General features: G+C 65.8%; 15 protein-coding genes. 4 read left to right on the top strand and 11 right to left on the bottom strand.

The window, feature by feature from the left end; all coding sequences use genetic code 11:
* Positions 1-23: 23 nt before the first annotated feature.
* The 11 genes from lpxD to rpsB form a co-directional block, all read right to left on the bottom strand.
* Positions 24-1121, bottom strand: coding sequence for a UDP-3-O-(3-hydroxymyristoyl)glucosamine N-acyltransferase (gene lpxD, locus ACUTAG_RS28060; RefSeq protein WP_020927376.1), 1098 nt, complete (start codon positions 1119-1121; stop codon positions 24-26).
* A gap of 14 nt (positions 1122-1135) precedes the next feature.
* The gene (locus tag ACUTAG_RS28055; protein WP_020927375.1) at positions 1136-1696 is read right to left on the bottom strand and encodes an OmpH family outer membrane protein; all 561 of its coding nucleotides are present in this window, start codon (positions 1694-1696) and stop codon (positions 1136-1138) included.
* 107 nt (positions 1697-1803) lie between these two features.
* Positions 1804-4149, bottom strand: coding sequence for an outer membrane protein assembly factor BamA (bamA, locus tag ACUTAG_RS28050; RefSeq protein ID WP_026384629.1), 2346 nt, complete (start codon positions 4147-4149; stop codon positions 1804-1806).
* Positions 4150-4202: 53 nt separating this feature from the next.
* On the bottom strand, positions 4203-5534 hold the full coding sequence (gene rseP, locus ACUTAG_RS28045; RefSeq protein WP_020927373.1) for an RIP metalloprotease RseP: 1332 nt from the start codon (positions 5532-5534) through the stop codon (positions 4203-4205).
* A 66-nt stretch (positions 5535-5600) separates the two neighbouring features.
* The gene (locus ACUTAG_RS28040) at positions 5601-6800 is read right to left on the bottom strand and encodes a 1-deoxy-D-xylulose-5-phosphate reductoisomerase (protein WP_054484470.1); all 1200 of its coding nucleotides are present in this window, start codon (positions 6798-6800) and stop codon (positions 5601-5603) included.
* Entirely contained in the window at positions 6797-7654 is an 858-nt protein-coding gene (locus ACUTAG_RS28035) for a phosphatidate cytidylyltransferase (RefSeq protein WP_020927371.1), read from the bottom strand. The genes ACUTAG_RS28040 and ACUTAG_RS28035 overlap by 4 nt, the downstream gene beginning before the upstream one ends.
* Positions 7655-7715: 61 nt before the next feature.
* Complete coding sequence (uppS, locus tag ACUTAG_RS28030; protein ID WP_026384626.1) at positions 7716-8480, bottom strand: polyprenyl diphosphate synthase; 765 nt, start codon at positions 8478-8480, stop codon at positions 7716-7718.
* 169 nt (positions 8481-8649) lie between these two features.
* A complete protein-coding gene (frr, locus tag ACUTAG_RS28025) occupies positions 8650-9210 on the bottom strand; it encodes a ribosome recycling factor (RefSeq protein ID WP_006385198.1) in 561 nt (186 codons plus the stop codon).
* A 15-nt stretch (positions 9211-9225) separates the two neighbouring features.
* Positions 9226-9942 (bottom strand): UMP kinase, encoded by a 717-nt coding sequence (gene pyrH, locus ACUTAG_RS28020; RefSeq protein ID WP_006394495.1) that lies wholly within the window; start codon positions 9940-9942, stop codon positions 9226-9228.
* A gap of 96 nt (positions 9943-10038) precedes the next feature.
* Positions 10039-10917, bottom strand: coding sequence for a translation elongation factor Ts (tsf, locus tag ACUTAG_RS28015; RefSeq protein WP_006385200.1), 879 nt, complete (start codon positions 10915-10917; stop codon positions 10039-10041).
* A 182-nt stretch (positions 10918-11099) separates the two neighbouring features.
* Positions 11100-11849 (bottom strand): 30S ribosomal protein S2, encoded by a 750-nt coding sequence (rpsB, locus tag ACUTAG_RS28010; protein ID WP_006385201.1) that lies wholly within the window; start codon positions 11847-11849, stop codon positions 11100-11102.
* A gap of 845 nt (positions 11850-12694) precedes the next feature.
* Here rpsB and map point away from each other — a divergent pair.
* The 4 genes from map to ACUTAG_RS27990 all read left to right on the top strand — a co-directional run bounded on the left by map (position 12695) and on the right by ACUTAG_RS27990 (position 17482).
* Entirely contained in the window at positions 12695-13516 is an 822-nt protein-coding gene (gene map / locus ACUTAG_RS28005) for a type I methionyl aminopeptidase (RefSeq protein ID WP_006385202.1), read from the top strand.
* A gap of 19 nt (positions 13517-13535) precedes the next feature.
* The gene (locus ACUTAG_RS28000) at positions 13536-16142 is read left to right on the top strand and encodes a [protein-PII] uridylyltransferase (RefSeq protein WP_058664235.1); all 2607 of its coding nucleotides are present in this window, start codon (positions 13536-13538) and stop codon (positions 16140-16142) included.
* A 74-nt stretch (positions 16143-16216) separates the two neighbouring features.
* Positions 16217-16930 (top strand): MarC family protein, encoded by a 714-nt coding sequence (locus ACUTAG_RS27995; RefSeq protein ID WP_006385204.1) that lies wholly within the window; start codon positions 16217-16219, stop codon positions 16928-16930.
* A 66-nt stretch (positions 16931-16996) separates the two neighbouring features.
* The gene (locus ACUTAG_RS27990; RefSeq protein ID WP_006385205.1) at positions 16997-17482 is read left to right on the top strand and encodes a disulfide bond formation protein B; all 486 of its coding nucleotides are present in this window, start codon (positions 16997-16999) and stop codon (positions 17480-17482) included.
* Positions 17483-17539: the final 57 nt, after the last annotated feature.

Below are 17539 nucleotides of genomic sequence, written 5' to 3'. Positions count from 1 at the left end.
GCCCAGGGCAGCGAGGATGCGCCCTAGTCTTTTTCCAGCGTCCGCACGCGGCGGCGCAACTGCGCCAACTGTTGTATCACGGCGGCGTTGCGCTGCCATTCACCGTGATCCGCATACGGGTACACCCCGGTATAGCGTCCAGGTTTGGAAATATTCGACGTCACCGCGGTGCCGCCTGATATATGCACGTCATCGGCCAGGGTCAGGTGCCCCGAGAGCATGGCGGCGCCACCAATGGTGCAACGCTCGCCGATCGTGGTGGATCCGGCAACGCCCACGCAAGCCGCGATCGCGGTGTACTTGCCAATGCGCACGTTGTGACCCACCATGATCTGGTTGTCGAGCTTGACGCCGTCGGCCACCGTGGTGTCTTCGAGCGCGCCGCGGTCGATGGTGGTGTTGGCGCCGATTTCGACGTCGTCCCCCACCGACACCCCGCCCAGCTGCGGGATCTTGCCCCAGGCGCCCTGCCCCAGCGACGGGTCCGGCGCGAAGCCGAAACCGTCCGCGCCCAGCACCACGCCACTGTGGATGATGGCGCGGGCGCCGACCTTGACGCCCTCGTACAACGTGACGTGGGCATGCAGGCGGCTGTCGGGACCGATCGACGATCCGGCGCCAATCACGCAGCCTGCGCCCAGCACGCTGCCGCGGCCGATCCGCGCTCCCGACTCGATGACACAATTCGGACCGATACGCACGTCGTCCTCGATGTGCGCGTCAGCCGCGACCACCGCCGAGGGGTGCGTGGCGGCTGGCAGGGCCGGACGCCGCGCGGCGTCGAACCACTGCGCCACCCGGGCGTACAGCAGATAGGGATGCTTGCACACGACCAGCGCGAAACGCGGCCGGTCGGCGCCGGCGGCCTCCAGCGTCTCGGCCACATCGGCCGAGACGATCACCGCTCCCGCCTGAGTGGCGGCAAGCTGGCTCTGGTACTTGGGATTGGCCAGGAAACTGATTTCCTGGCCGCTGGCCGACGCCAGCGTGCCGATGCCGCGGACCCGCAAGGGATCGGCGCCGGCCGGCGCGCTGATGCGCCAGTCCATGCCCTGGGTATTGGCGGCGCTCAACAGCGCTTCAAGCGTCGGCGCGCGGGCAAGATCCAGTAGAACCGGCATACGGCGACTGCAGCTTACTTGCCCAGGCTCTGGATCACCTTGTCGGTGATGTCGATGCGCGGGTTGACCGTCACGGCGTCCTGGATGATCAGGTCGTAGTTTTCCTGCTCGGCGATGCGCTTGATGGCCTCGTTGGCCTTCGTCACGATGCTGGAAAACTCTTCGTTGCGGCGGCGGTTGAAGTCTTCCTGGAATTCACGGCGCTTGCGCTGCAGGTCCGTATCCAGGTTGGACAGTTCACGCTGGCGCTTGACGCGGTCGGATTCCGACAGCACCGGCGCGTCCTTGTCGAACTTTTCGGCTTGCGAACGCAGGCTGGTGTTCAGGCGCTGCAGCTCGTCGTCGCGCTTCTTGAATTCGGCTTCGATCTTGCTTTGCGCCGTCTTGGCCGGACCGGACTCACGCAGGATCCGCTCGGTATTGACGAAGCCGATCTTGGTGTTCTGAGCCTGAGCGGGCACCGCCGCAACGGAACCGAGAATGAGCGCACCCACCAGGGCAATGGAGCCGCCCAGCTTGCCACGGCGCGTGGCGCGCGGCGAATTCGATGATTTAAGTGCGAAGTCAGACATCATGAAAATCTCACCTTCCAGTAAGGCAAAGCCAAAGTGTGTATTGTGCCACTAAACGGCAAAAGGGCCGGGCCGGCGGGCCCCTCCCTTGTTTTCAAGCGTAACGCCGATCAGAACCCGGTCCCGATCTGGAACTGGAAGCTCTGCTTGTCGTCGCCCGCCTTGGAATTGAGAGGACGGGCATACGACAGCTGCAGCGGCCCCATCGGCGACTGCCACGACAGGCCGATACCGGCCGAGAAACGCCAGCCGCAGGGATCCTCGACCTCGCTGCCCGGCTTGCCCTTGGTGCACGACAGGCCGCTGCCGGCGCTGACCTGGCCCGCGTCGCTGAAGATGAACCAGCGTAGCGTGCGATCCTTGGATGCGCCCGGGAACGGCAGGTACAGCTGGGCGTTGGCCACGATACGGCGCGAACCGCCCAGGTAGTCGCCCGTGACCGAGTCGCGCGGACCCAGCGACGAACCCTCGTAGCCGCGCACCGTGCCGATGCCGCCGGCGTACACGTCCTTGATGATCGGGTAGTCCTTGCCGCCGTAGCTCTGGCCCCAATCGACCATGCCGTTCAGCGCCAGGGTGTACGAGTTGCCCAAGGGGATGAAGTACTGCTGTTGGCCCGTGAGCATGTAGTACTTCAGGTCGACCGTCGAGAAGTCGCTCTTCAGGCGGGTGTACGAACCCTTGGTCGGGGCCAGCCCGCTGTCGCGGGTGTCGTTGGACCAGCCGGCGGTGAAGATCACCGAGTTGGTCGCGTCGCCGTACTGGTCGACAAAATTGCGATAGGCGAGCGGCGAGTTCGAGAACAGGTCGATCTGGTTGCGCTCGATGTTGGCGCCCAGGAAGATCCGGTCGTATTCCGAGATCGGCACGCCGAAGTTCATGCCCAGGCCCATCGACTTGACGCGGTAGTCGCCGTCGTTGTTGTTCCAGGGCTCGGTCACGCGGTAATAGGCGGACGTGGTGCGGCTGATGCCGTCCTTGGTCCAATACGGATCGGTGTGCGACAGCACGATCGCGCGGTTGGTCTTGCTGGTGTTCAACTGCAGCGTCAGGTTGGTGCCGCTGCCGAACACGTTGTCTTCGCTGATGCCGGCCGACAGGATCGCTTTTTCGGACGAACCGTAACCCACACCCAGGTTGATCATGCCGGTGGGCTTTTCCTTCACGTCGACGTTGACGTCGACCTGGTCGGGCGAACCCGGCACCGGATCGGTCTTGACGTTGACGTCGCTGAAGTAGCCCAGGCGGTCGACGCGGTCGCGCGAGGTCTTGATGTCCTTGGCGTCGTACCAGGCGGCTTCCTGCTGGCGCATTTCGCGGCGCACGACTTCGTCGCGCGTGCGGGTGTTGCCACCGATCTGGATGCGGCGCACGTACACGCGGCGGCTCGGGTCGACGTAGAACGTCAGGTCGGCCTCGTGCTTGGCGCGGTCCAGTTGCGGGTTCGGGTTGACGTTGGCGAACGCGTAGCCCAGTTCGCCCAGGTAGTCGGTGATCGCCTTGGCCGAATCGTTGGCCTTGGCCGCCGAGAAGGTTTCGTCCGGCTTGATCTTGACCAGGTCGTTGATTTCCTTGTCCAGGCCGATCAGGTTGCCGGCCAGCTTGACGCTGCGCACCTTGTACGGCTCGCCTTCATGGACAGTGATGGTGATGCGGATGTCCTTGCGGTCCGGCGAGATCGTGACCTGCGGCGGCTCGACGGTGAATTCGAGGTAGCCGCGGTCGAGGTAGAACGAACGCAGGCGTTCGAGATCGCCCTCGAGCTTTTCGCGCGAATACTTGTCGGTATCGGTGTACCAGGTGAGCCAGCCCGGCGTGGTCAGCTTGAATTCGTCGAGCAGGTCGCTTTCGGAGAAGGCCTTGTTGCCGACGAAGCGGATTTCCTGGATGCGAGCGACTGACCCTTCGAACACGTCGAAGCTGACGCCGACGCGGTTGCGCGGCAGCGGCGTGACGGTGGAGGTCACTTCCACGCCATACTTGCCCTTGGACAGGTATTGCTGCTTGAGTTCGTATTCGGCACGCTCGAGCATCGAGCGGTCGAAAATACGGCCTTCGGCAAACCCAACCTGCCCCAGCGATTTGGTAATGGCCTTGGAATCGAATTCGCGCATGCCGTTGAAATTCACGGATGCGATCGTCGGACGTTCCTGCACCACCACGACCACGACATTATTGTCGGTCTGGATCTGCACGTCGGTGAAAAAGCCGGTGCCATACAGGCGGCGGATCGCCTCGGTGGCTTCTTCCTCGGTGAATTTCTCGCCCACCTTGACCGGCAGATAACCGAAGACGGTGCCGGCGTCGGTGCGCTGGATCCCCTCTACGCGGATATCCCGCACGACAAAAGGGTCGAAGGCGTGAGCCATGCCTGGCAGCAGCAATGCGGCGATCAGACTCGGCACTACGCCCGGCAGTACACCCTTTTTGTGATGAAACATCCGGCGAAAAGACATCCTTGAGTATCCTCGGTCGTGCAAATGGCGGGGGATTTTATGCTAATTGGCGCTTAAGTAAACAGGCGCGTGAAATCATTGAACAACGCAAGCCCCATCAGGCTTGCCAATAAACCAATGCCTGCGCGCTGTCCGATATCGATCCACCGTGCGGGCGGTGGACTGCCCCGCACAATTTCGACGAGATAGTACAGCAGATGCCCCCCGTCCAGCATAGGAATGGGCAGCAAATTTAGTACGCCCAGGCTGATACTGATCAACGCGATATAGGCGATGTACGCAACAATACCGATCCGGGCCGTCTGGCCGGCGTAATCGGCGATGGTCACCGGACCGCTGACATTGCGCCAGGAAACGTCGCCCGTCACCATCCGGCCCATCATGCGCAACGAAAACAGTGCCGTGTCCCAGGTACGGACCGCCCCGCGCCAGAGGCTGTCGAACACCCCGTAGCGCACGGTCACCATGGGCACGTCGCCGCCCAGCTGGACGCCGAGGCGGCCGATGACCTGGCCGTTGACCGTTTCGGCGCGCGGCGTGACGTTGATCGAGATCTGGGCGCCGTCGCGCGCCAGGGTCAGCGCCAGGGACTTGCCGGCGCTTTCCTGGATCTGCTTGACCAGCGCGCCGGTGTCGGGGGTGGGCTGGCCGTCGACGGCCAGGATCAGGTCGCCCTGGCGCAGGCCGGCCGCCTGCCCTTCGCCGCCGTCGTTGACGACGCGCACGGCGGGCTTGGGCTGGGCCAGGCGGATGCCGGCGGCCGCCAGCGGATCGCCGCCAGCCGGATCCATGGCATTGGCCGGCAGGATCAGCTCGCGCTGCTGCGCGGAGCCGCCCGGCGTGCCGACCTCGACCAGCGCGCGGCCGCCCGTGGCCATCACGTCCATCAGGCGCCAGCGGGCATCGGACCACGACGCCACTTCCTGGCCATCGATGGCCAGGATGCGATCGCCAGCGACCAGGCCGGCGCGCGCGGCGGGCGTATCGGCCGCGGGCGGCGCGATCACGGCCACCGGCTCCTCGGTGCCCGCCATGTTCAGGCCGGCATAAAGGAAGACCGCGAGGATGAGATTGAAAATCGGACCGGCCGCCACGATGGCGATACGCTTGCCGACCGGCTTGTTGTTGAAGGCGCCCGCGGCTTGTTCGGCGGTGGCGCCGGCCGGGGCATCGTCCTGCATCTTGACGTAGCCGCCCAGCGGCAGGGCCGACAGGGCCCATTCGGTGCCGTGACGGTCGGTGCGGCGCAGGACGACCTTGCCAAAGCCCACCGAAAACCTCAGCACCTTCACGCCGCAAAGGCGCGCCACCCAGTAATGCCCCAACTCATGGAAAATGATCAGGGAGCCAAGCGCGACGGCAAAGGCCAGCAGGGTGAAAAGCATCGGGGTCAGGAAATCCAGGAATCAGGGACGAGGCGGGCCGGAGCGCTGATACGCAATCGAGCGCGGTTACGCCAGGCCCAGATTGCCGGCATAGGCGCGCGCGGCGGCATCCAGCGCCAGCACATCGTCAAGACTGTTGAGCGTAACAGATGATTGCCCCCCCTGCCACTCCAGGGTCGCCTCGATGACGCGCGCAATCCAGGTGTAGGCCAGCCGCCCTCCCAGGAACGCCTCCACCGCCACTTCGTTGGCCGCGTTCAGCGCAATGCAGGCGGCCTGCCCGGCCCGCAGCGCCTCGAACGACAGAGCCAGGCACGGGAACCGCGCCAGGTCCGGTTTTTCGAAATCCAGCCGCCCCAGGCGCGTCAGGTCCAGTGGCCCCACGCCGCTGTTCAGGCGTTCGGGAAAACCCAACCCGTAGGCAATCGGCGTGCGCATGTCGGGCTGGCCCAGCTGCGCCAGGACCGACCCGTCGTCGTATTCGACCATCGAGTGCACCACGCTCTGCGGATGCACCACGACCTCGATACGGTCCGGCGGCATGGCGAACAGCCAGTGCGCCTCGATCACTTCCAGTCCCTTGTTCAGCATGGTGGCGGAATCGACCGAGATCTTGCGGCCCATGCTCCAGTTGGGATGGGCGCAGGCCTGCGCCGGCGTGACCTCATGCAGGTCCTCCAGGTCACGGCCACGGAACGGACCGCCGGACGCGGTCAGCAGCAGGCGGCGCACGCCCGGCGCGGGGGCAGCGGGCGCACCGGCGCGTCCGCCGTGCGGCATGCATTGGAAAATGGCGTTATGTTCGCTGTCGATCGGCAGCAATTCGGCGCCGTTGTCGCGTATTGCCTGCATGAACAGCGAGCCCGCCGCCACCAGCGCTTCTTTATTGGCCAGCAACACGCGCTTGCCCTTGCGGGCGGCCGCCAACGCGGCCGGCAGGCCGGCGGCGCCGACGATCGCCGCCATCACCGAATCACACTGCGGATCCGCGGCCGTGTCGGCCAGCGCTTGCGCGCCCACGCGGATTTCCGGCGGGGTTTCACCGGCGGGCCAGGCCGCCATGAACCTGGCACGCGCCTCGGTATCCGGCACCACCACCACCGCCGCACGACTGGCCAGCGCCTGTTCGGCCAGCCGCTGCATGCGGCTGTAGGCGGACAGCGCGTACACCGCCAGGCGATCCGGGTGGCGGGCGATGACATCCAGCGTGCTTTCGCCGATCGAACCGGTCGACCCCAGCACCACGACGCGTTGAAAAGCCGTCAAAACAACACTCCAGACAAAATGAATGCGAGCGGCGCAACCGGGAGGATCGCGTCGATCCGGTCATAGACCCCGCCATGGCCGGGCAGCAGCGCGCTGGAATCCTTGCGGCCGGCGCGGCGCTTGAGCAGGGACTCGAACAGGTCGCCGATGATCGACAGCACTCCCAGCAAGGCGGCGATCGGCAGGGCCAGCCAGAAGCTCCAGCGCGCGACCAGGGCGTGGCCATAGGTGCCGTCCCACAGACTGGACAGGCCGATCCAGATCACCGCGCCCAATACGCCGGCCACCGCGCCCGCCACTGTCTTGCCGGGGCTGACCCGCGGCGCCAGTTTACGCTTGCCGAACGCGCGGCCGGCAAAATAAGCGGCGATGTCGGCCACCCAGACCAGCGCCAGCAGCGACACCACGAAGCCGGCGCCATGGGTCATGAACATCTGCGCCAGCACCGCCCAGGCCGTGAAGGCGGCCGGCACGGAAAACAGCGACCAGGCCAGGCTGGCCGGCGCCGCGTCGGAACGGCCGCGCATCACCGCGGCGGTGGCGCCCAGCAGCCATACCGCGGCAACCAGCGGCGCCGCGTAGCGCAGGACCCAGGCGGGGTCGGTGACGCCTTCGCGTCCGCCCGAGAGCCAGGCCGACGTCAGTGCCAACATGGCCGCGAACAACAGGACCGGGATACCGGCGGCGATCAGCGGCGACGGCGGCTGCGGCAACGTCAGGCGCAGCCACTCCCAATTGGCGCAGGCCGCGGCCAGCGCGAGCAGCGCCACGAACCACCAGGGATTGGCACTCATCATCGCCGCCGCCAGGATGGCGAGCAGGATGACGGCGGTAACGATACGCTGACCCAACATGTGACGGTCTCCTCGAGGTCGGCTCAGGGCCGCCGCGCGCCGCGCGGCTGGCGGCAAGCCGTTATTTGTCGCCGCTTGCGGCGAGCTGTGCGCTGGTGCGGCCGAAACGGCGCTCGCGCGTGCGGTACCAGTCGAATGCCTCGCGCAACTCGTCGGCGCCGAAGTCGGGCCAGTAGCGGTCGGTGAAATAGAACTCGGCGTACGCCATCTGCCAGATCAGGAAATTGGAAATGCGCTGCTCGCCGCCGGTGCGGATGAACAGATCGGGCTCGGGGGCCCAGGACATGGACAGGTGCCGCGCCAGCCGCTCTTCGTCGACCAGCTGGGGCTGCGTCGCGAGGGCCGGCTCGGCCGCCAGCATGGCGCGGGTGGCCTGCAGGATGTCCCAGCGGCCGCCGTAGTTGGCAGCCACCGTCAGGTGCAGGCGGTCATTGTGGGCGGTGCGGGCCTGGGCCGCGAAGATCAGTTCCTGCAGGCGCGGCTCGAAGGCCGACAGGTCGCCGATGACGTGCAACCGCACCCCCTGCTCTTCCAGCTTGCCGACCTCGCGCTCCAGCGCCTGCACGAACAGGCGCATCAGCAGCGACACTTCCTCGGCGGGCCGGCGCCAGTTCTCGGAACTGAAGGCGAACAGCGTCAGGTAACGCACCCCGGCGCGACCGCAGGCCTCGACCACGCGCCGCACCGCCTGCACGCCCTTGGCATGGCCCGCCGTGCGCGGCAGCAATCGCCGCGTCGCCCAGCGACCGTTGCCATCCATGATGATGGCCACGTGCTCCGGGATATCGCGGGTAGCGGGAACCGCCTGGGTAGAACTGGTTGCCATGGGTCTGGGGAGCGCCGTCGACCGGCGTAAAACAGGGAATACGGGAAAAATCCGCGCCGTCGATCCACTGCTGCGCCAGCGAGCTGCGAGGCAATGGATGGGACGGCGCGCGAAGGCAGCAATCCTGGCGCCGGGCGTGGCTAGCCGCCCCTGCCCGGCACTGCAAGGATTATACGGTCATGATTTCCGCTTCTTTTTGCGTGACCATCTTGTCGATGTCGGCCACGCTGCGGTCCGTCAGCTTCTGGACATCATCCTGCGCGCGACGCTCGTCGTCCTCGGAGATTTCCTTGTCCTTGACCAGCTTCTTCAGCCCTTCGTTGGCTTCGCGACGCAGGTTGCGCACGGCCACCTTGGCGTCCTCGCCCTCGCTGCGCACGACCTTGGTCAGGTCGCGGCGGCGCTCTTCGGTCAGGGCCGGCATCGGCACGCGGATGCTGTCGCCCATGGACATCGGGTTCAGGCCCAGGTCCGATTCGCGGATGGCCTTCTCGATCGCGGCGGCCATGCTCTTTTCGTAGGGCTGGACGCTGATGGTGCGCGCGTCGATCAGGTTCACGTTGCCGACCTGGCTGATCGGCACGGGCGAACCGTAGTACTCGACCTGCACGTGGTCCAGGATGCCGGTGTGGGCGCGGCCCGTGCGGATCTTGGCCAGGTTGGTCTTGAGCGTGTCAAGCGACTTGGCCATCCTGGCTTCGGCGGATTTGCGGATTTCTGCGACGCTCATGGATTTTCCTTTTCTTTAAACGTGTACCAACGTGCCTTCGTCTTCGCCGCTGACGACGCGCTTGAGCGCGCCCGACTTATTGATCGAAAACACCTTGATCGGCAGCTTCTGGTCGCGGCACAGGGCGAACGCCGTGGCGTCCATGACTTCCAGGCGACGGACGATGGCCTCGTCGAAGCTGATGCGCGCATAGCGCGTGGCGGAAGGATCCTTGTTGGGATCCGCGCTGTAGATGCCGTCGACCTTGGTGGCCTTCAGCACGATCTCCGCGCCGATCTCGGCGCCACGCAGGGCGGCCGCGGTGTCGGTCGTGAAGAAGGGGTTGCCGGTGCCCGCGGCGAAGATGACGACCTTGCCTTCTTCGAGATAACGCAGGGCCTTGGGGCGGATGTACGGTTCGACGACCTGGTCGATGTTCAGGGCCGATTGCACGCGGGTGTCGATACCCTTGTGCTTGAGCGCGTCCTGCAGGGCAAGCGCGTTCATGATGGTGGCCATCATGCCCATGTAGTCGGCGGTGGCGCGGTCCATGCCCTGCGCACCCGGGGCGACGCCACGGAAGATGTTGCCACCGCCGATGACGATGGCCAGCTCGACGCCGGTGGCGGCGACTTCGGCGATCTCATCGGTCATGCGGACGATGGTGGCGCGATTGATGCCGAATGCATCGTCGCCCATCAGCGCCTCGCCGGAAAGTTTGAGAAGAACCCGTTTGTATGATCTGCTGCTCATAGGTGATATCCCGAAGAACAATCCGACGAAAGTTTAAGACAAGAAATAGGCCGGACTAGAATAATCTAGCGCCGGCCTCTAAGCACTACCCTGAGATCAGGCGCGGCCGGCGGCGGCGGCGGCAACCTCAGCGGCGAAGTCGCTGGTCTTCTTCTCGATACCTTCGCCGACGACGAACAGCACGAACTTGCTGATCGAGGCGCCCTTGGCCTTGAGCATCTGTTCGACGGTGTTCTTGTCGTCCTTGACGAACGGTTGCGACAGCAGCGTCACTTCCTTCAGGAACTTCTGCACCGAGCCTTCGACCATCTTGGCGACGATTTCAGCCGGCTTGCCCGATTCGGCGGCCTTCTGCTCGGCGACCGAGCGTTCGGCGGCGATGTCGGCCGGGTTCACGCCGTCGGCGTTCAGGGCCTTCGGCTTGGTCGCGGCGATGTGCATCGCCAGGTCCTTGCCCACTTCCTCGGCACCGGCGTATTCCACCAGCACGCCGATCTTGCCGCCGTGCACGTAGCTGGCCAGGGCGTTCGGGGTCTGGATGCGCTCGAAGCGGCGGATCGAGATGTTTTCGCCGATCTTGCCGATCAGGGCGGTACGGGTCGATTCGATGGTGCCGTCGCCGTAGGGCAGCGCCGACAGGGCGGCCACGTCGGCGGGGTTCTGGGTGGCGACCAGCTCGGCCAGCTTGTTGACGAAGGCGACGAAGTCGTCGTTCTTGGCCACGAAGTCGGTTTCGCAGTTCACTTCGATGACGGCGCCTTGCTTGGCGTCGGCCGAGATGAACAGGCCGATCAGGCCTTCGGCGGTGACGCGGGCGGCAGCCTTGCTGGCCTTGTTGCCCAGCTTGACGCGCAGGATTTCCTCGGCGCGGGCCAGGTCGCCTTCGGCTTCCGTCAGGGCCTTCTTGCACTCCATCATGGGCGCATCGGTCTTTTCGCGCAGTTCCTTGACCAGGGCGGCGGTAATTTCAGCCATGTTAGCTCCAAATTTTGCTAAGACATGCCCCGGCGGGCCGGGGCATTGGTGTGATTCGATGAGACGTCCGCAAGCAGCGGATGAGGAAGGCGGGAGTCCGCCTTCGCACTGCCGGCGAGGCGGGGGCACGCCGCTTTCCGCGACCGCCCCCAGACACTAACCGCCGGACATGACAGCAGGCTTTAGGCCTGGTTGTCCTGCACTTCGACGAACTCTTCCTGGCCTTCACCGATTTCCTCGACCAGACCGTTCAGGTTCTGTTCGCGGCCTTCCAGCACGGCGTCGGCGATGCCCTTGGCGTACAGCGCGATGGCCTTGGCCGAGTCGTCGTTGCCGGGGATCACGTAATCGATGCCTTCGGGCGAGTGGTTGGTGTCAACCACGGCGACCACGGGGATGCCCAGGGTCTTGGCTTCGGCGATGGCGATCTTGTGGTAGCCGACGTCGATCACGAACATGGCATCGGGCAGGCCGTTCATGTCCTTGATGCCGCCGATCGACTTGTTCAGCTTTTCCAGTTCGCGCTGGAACAGCAGGCCTTCCTTCTTGATCATGCGCTCGGCGCCGCCTTCGGCGACCACGGCTTCCATGTCCTTCAAGCGCTTGACCGAGGTCTTGACCGTCTTGAAGTTGGTCAGCATGCCGCCGAGCCAGCGGGCGTCGACGAAAGGCATGCCGCAACGGGCGGCTTCGGCGGCGACCAGCTCGCGGGCGGCGCGCTTGGTGCCGACGAACAGGATGTTGCCACCGCGAGCAGCCAGCTGCTTCACGAACTTGGTGGCTTCCTGGTACTTATCAACCGTCTTTTCCAGGTTGATGATGTGAATCTTGTTGCGATGGCCGAAGATGAAGGGGGCCATCTTGGGGTTCCAGTAGCGGGTCTGGTGACCGAAGTGGACACCCGCTTCCAGCATTTCGCGCATCAAAGACATAACTTTCTCCAAGGGTTGATTTCTTGCGCCGCACCTGCATCAGCCTGTGGCTGACACCCTGGGTGGTGTTGCGCGCGATTTCCCGCACCTGCGGGATGAACAGAATTTTAACCGGGCCGGCCGATCACTGCCGCACTACTCCGACGTGCCGGGCATGTGCCCCGCGCGCCTTGCTGCCACGCTGCCGCGATAAACCCAGACGGCCGCCACGACGAAGCGCCTTGCCCCGCCTGCACGCATCGCGCCGTCCGACCCGCCAGGAAATCCCTGGCAGTTTCTTCCAGCGCACCCGGACCTGTTTTGTTGGCAGCGAAATCCAGTTCCCTCGCGTCCTGGTTTTCAACCAGGATCTTTCAACCCTGGTTTCAATCATCACGCGCATCAGTCGCCGGGGGCATTTCTTCAGGAAAACAGGGTTTCAAAACCCGGGCTTTCCAAGAACTTAAACCGGCAGCCACATCGAACCTGCATCGCTGCTCGAAAACATGACCGGGCTTGCGAGCACGCAGCGCCCCAGCCTGAGGGATGTACACGCCCAACCTTCCCGGCCCGCCGCCCTCGCCCGCCTGCCGCGCCGCCTCGCCCCCGGAACCTCGCGACTGGCCCGAATTCCCACCACAACCTTCGCTTGCGATGAAACTCCAGGACCCGCCACCGATCTCACAAGATGCGGTGCGACCCAACATGCAGGGTCGAACAACCAACCGGGTGGCCTGGATGATTCCATCCCCACCCGCCGGGATCGGCGCTTGCCGCTACCCAGATTGCTCCCCAAAATTTTAGGGAAGCCTATAATTCTACTATTCTTTCAAGCAGACATTCAAGCGAGATCCGTCAGTCATTCCATGGGCACCATTACCAATCCGGCCGACCTGGCCAAAATGCGCGCGGCCTGCCAGGACGCCGCCAAAGTCCTCGATTTCATCACTCCCTACGTCAAGCCTGGCGTCACCACCGGGGAACTGGACCGCCTCTGCCTGGAATACCTGACCGACGAGCTCAAGGTGAAGTCCGCCACGGTGGGCTACGCCCCGCCCGGCTACCCGCCCTTCCCCGGCGCCATCTGCACCTCGGTCAATCACCAGGTGTGCCACGGCATCCCGGGCGACAAGGCGCTGAAAAACGGGGACTCCCTCAATATCGACGTCACCATCATCAAGGACGGCTGGTTCGGCGACACCAGCCGCATGTACGCCGTGGGCGAGCAGTCGATCCTGTCGCGCCGCCTGACCGACATCACCTTCGAGTGCATGTGGAAAGGCATCCAGCAGGTCAAAAACGGGGCCACATTGGGCGACGTCGGCAACGCCATCCAGAAGCACGCCGAGGCCAACGGCTTCTCGGTGGTGCGCGAATTCTGCGGCCACGGCATCGGCCAGCGCTTCCACGAAGACCCGCAGGTGCTGCATTATGGCAAGCCGGGCACCGGCGTGGAATTGGTGACGGGTATGTTGTTCACTATCGAGCCCATGATCAACGCCGGGCGCCGCGAGATCCGCCAGTTGTCCGACGGCTGGACGGTCGTGACGCGCGACCATAGCCTGTCGGCGCAATGGGAGCATGCTGTCTGCGTCACCGACACCGGCTACGAGGTCCTGACCCTGTCGCCCGGCATGCCCAAACCGCCCGCCTTCATCACCGAACCGATCGTCATTCCCGCCGTCTGACCCCGGCCAGTCCGCCACCATGACCGCCGATATCCTCAGCACCCTGCGCGAACGCATCCAGGAATCCCGGCGGGCCGCGGTGGCCCAGTTCCGCGAACACGAGCGCCCCGACACCCTGCTGGGCGACCTGCGCCGCATCGTCGACGCGGCGCTGCGCGACCTGGTCAAGCACACCCCCCTGCCGGCCGGCGCCACGCTGGCGGCGGTCGGCGGCTACGGCCGCGGCGAGCTGTACCCGCATTCGGACGTCGACCTGCTGATCCTGCTGCCGCACGCGCCCACCGCCGAAGACGAGTCCGCCATCGAGCGCCTGGTCGCCGCGCTCTGGGACCTGGGTCTGGAACCCGGCCATAGCGTGCGCACCATCGAGGACTGCGAACGCGAGGCCGACGCCGACATCACGGTCGAGACCGCGCTGCTCGAATCGCGCTGGCTGGCGGGCAGCCGCGCGCTGATGAAGAAGTTCGAAACCGCCACCCAGTCGCGACTGGATGCGCGCGCCTTCTTCCGCGCCAAGCGCGTCGAGATGCAGCAGCGCCACGCGCGCTACCAGGACACGCCCTACGCGCTCGAACCCAACTGCAAGGAATCGCCCGGCGGCCTGCGCGACCTGCAAGTGATCCTGTGGATGGCGCGCGCGGCCGGTTTTGGCGAGAACTGGCGCGCGGTGGCGCAAGCCGGCCTGTTGACGCCGTCCGAGGCGCGCGACCTGCGCAAGGCGGAACAGGCCTTCAAGCGCCTGCGCATCGAATTGCACCTGCTGGCCAACCGGCGCGAGGACCGCGTGCTGTTCGACCTGCAACCGGCCCTGGCCGAGGTCTACGGCATCCACGCCACCGCCACGCGCCGCGGCAGCGAGCTGCTGATGCAGCGCTACTACTGGGCCGCGCGCCTGGTGACCCAGCTGAACGGCATCCTGGTGCAGAACATCGAGGAACGCCTGTTCCCGCGCCCGGACAGCGACGCGCGCGACATCGACGACGATTTCCGCAACCTGCGCGACCGCCTCGACATCATTCGCGACGATGGTTTCGAGCGCAATCCCACGCTGCTGCTGCGCGCCTTCCTGGTGATGCAGCAGCACCCCGAACTGACCGGCATGTCGGCGCGCACGCTGCGCGCCATCTGGCATTCGCGCCATCGCATCGACGCGCAGTTCCGCCGCAATCCGGTCAACCGCAAGCTGTTCCTGCAGATCCTGCAGCAGCCGCGCGGCATCGTGCATGAACTGCGCCGCATGACCATGCTGAACATCCTGCCGCGCTACCTGCCGGTGTTCCGCCGCATCGTCGGCCAGATGCAGCACGACCTGTTCCACGCCTACACGGTGGACCAGCACACGCTGGCGGTGGTGCGCAACCTGCGCCGCTTCACCATGCCCGAGCATGCCCAGGAATATCCGCTGGCCAGCCAGTTGATCGCCGGCCTGGACCGCCATTGGCTGCTGTATGTGGCGGCGCTGTTCCACGACATTGCCAAGGGCCGCGGCGGCGACCATTCCGAGCTGGGCGCGCGCGAGGTGCGCAAGTTCGCCCACGACCACGGCATGGAACCCGAGGACACCAGGCTGGTGGAATTCCTGGTGCGCCAACACCTGCTGATGTCGGCCGTGGCGCAGAAGCGCGACCTGTCCGACCCGGCCGTGATCCAGGAATTTGCCGCCACGGTCAAGGACGAACGCCACCTGACGGCGCTCTACCTGCTGACGGTGGCCGATATCCGCGGCACCAGCCCCAAGGTCTGGAACGCCTGGAAGGGCAAGCTGCTCGAGGACCTGTACAAGCTGACCCTGGCCGCGCTGGGCGGCGCCCATGCCGACGCCCACACGGTGCTGACCGAGCGCAAGGAAGAGGCCGCGCGCCTGACGCGCCTGGCCGGCCTGCGCGACGACGCCCGCGAAGCCTTCTGGAACCAGCTCGACGTGGCGTATTTCCTGCGCCACGACGCTTCCGACATCGCCTGGCACACGCGCCATCTATATCACCAGGTGACGCCGGCCCATGCGGTGGTGCGGGCCCGCCCCACCGAGCAGGGCGAAGGCCTGCAGATCATGGTCTATACGCGCGACGTGCCGGACCTGTTCGTGGCGATCTGCGGGTATTTCGACGCCAAGTCGCTATCGGTGCAGGACGCCCGCATCCACACCACGCGCCACGGCTGGGCGCTGGACAGCTTCATCGTGCTGCTGCCCGAGGGCGCCAGCGACCTGCGCGCCCAGGCCACGCTGGTCGAACACGAACTGGCCGAGCGGCTCAAGGACATCCAGGCCGCCGCCCAGGCCACCACGGGGCGCGGCGGCTACTACGGCCGCGGGCGCCAGTCGCGCATGTCGCGCGTGTTTCCCATCATGCCGCAGGCGGAACTGCAACCCGACGAGCGCAGCACCTCCTGGCGGCTGTCGGTCACGGCGACCGACCGTCCCGGCCTGTTGCACGCCCTGGCGCGGGTCTTCGCCCAGCACGAAGTCAACCTGCTGATGGCCAAGATCATGACGCTGGGCGACCGGGTCGAAGACGTTTTCATCGTCGACGGCGCTGCGCTGGCGCGCCCGCGCAGCCAGATGCAGTTCGAGCGCGACATCCTGGACGCGCTGGCCGGCGACGAGGCCCGGCAACAGGCCGCCTGAGGCTCGCCCGCGGGCCGTCGCCAGACGGCCGCCGACCGCATACAATCCGGTTTTCGGCCTGGCGATACGGTGCGATGGAGCTAAACGAATACTTGCGGGTACTGGGGACCAGCTTCTTCTTCGCGCTGGCCACGCTGTTGCCGTTCCTGAATCCGCCCGCGATCGCCCCCATCTTCCTGTCGCTGACCGAAGGCGCCTCGTCGTCGACCCGCACGGTGCTGGCCAAGCGCGTCGCCATCAATGTCGGACTGATGCTGATCGTGGCGATGGTGGCGGGCAACGTGCTGCTGAGCTTTTTCGGCATCTCGCTGTCGATCGTGCGCGTGGGCGGCGGCATGCTGGTCATCGCCAGCGCCTGGCGGCTGGTCAATTCCCCCGACGCCGACACCGAGCGGGTCGCCCGCATGGCGGAATCGTTCACCCCGGAAATGGCCAAGACGCGGGCCTTCTACCCGCTCACCTTCCCCATCAGCTGCGGCCCCGGCTCGATCGCGGCGGCCATCACCGTGGGCGTGTCGCTGCGCGACCAGAACCACGTGCTGAGCCTGCTGCGGCTGGGCGGCTCGATCCCCGGCATCGTGGTCGTTTCGCTGACTTTGTACGTCTGCCTGCGCTTTGCCGCGCAGATGCTGCATCGGCTGGGCGATAATGGCACCGCCGTGTTCATGCGCATGTCCGCCTTCATCATGCTGTGCCTGGGCGTGCAGATCTTCTGGGAAGGCTCGCGCGAACTGCTGCTCGGCGTGTTGCAGCAGGTCATGCAACCAATTCCGATTCCCAAGGCCTAACGCCTGGCGGCCGGACTGGCCATCCCCGGGGGCCACGCCCCTGCGAACCCTTATCTTGCAACAACCATGACTTCTCGCTCAGAACGCCTGCTCCGCCTGATCGCCCTCTTCTGCTTCGGCGCCGTCGGCATCGCCCTGGTTTCCCAGTATGCCTTTGACATGCCGCCTTGCGCCTGGTGCGTGCTGCAGCGCCTGATCTACCTGGTGATCGGCGTCATCGCCCTGGTCGGTGGTTTCGGCGGCGGCCGCGCGCTGACGCGCGTTTGCGCGTCCCTGGCCGCCCTGCTGTCGATCAGCGGCATCGCCGCGGCCTGGTACCAATACACCGTGGCCGCCAAGATGCTGTCGTGCGACCAGACCTTCGCCGACCGCTTCATGACCGGCATCGGCCTGGACGGCGGCGTGCCGTGGCTGTTCGGCATCTACGCCACCTGCATGGATGCGGTGGTGCCGGTGCTGGGCATCGAGTACGCCCTGTGGAGCCTGGCGCTGTTCGTGATCCTGCTGTTCATGGCCCTGCCCGCCGCCTTTGGCCGCGGCCGCGCCGCCTGAGCCGCGCCCCCGCCGTTGGACGGCCCCCACGCCAGACGCCTGCGCGCCACGGACGGC

It is taken from the genome of Achromobacter sp. CSND-B12, from assembly GCF_052906545.1.
Note: the sequence above shows the minus strand (reverse complement) of the source record. Positions and strands in the feature narration are given on the sequence as shown.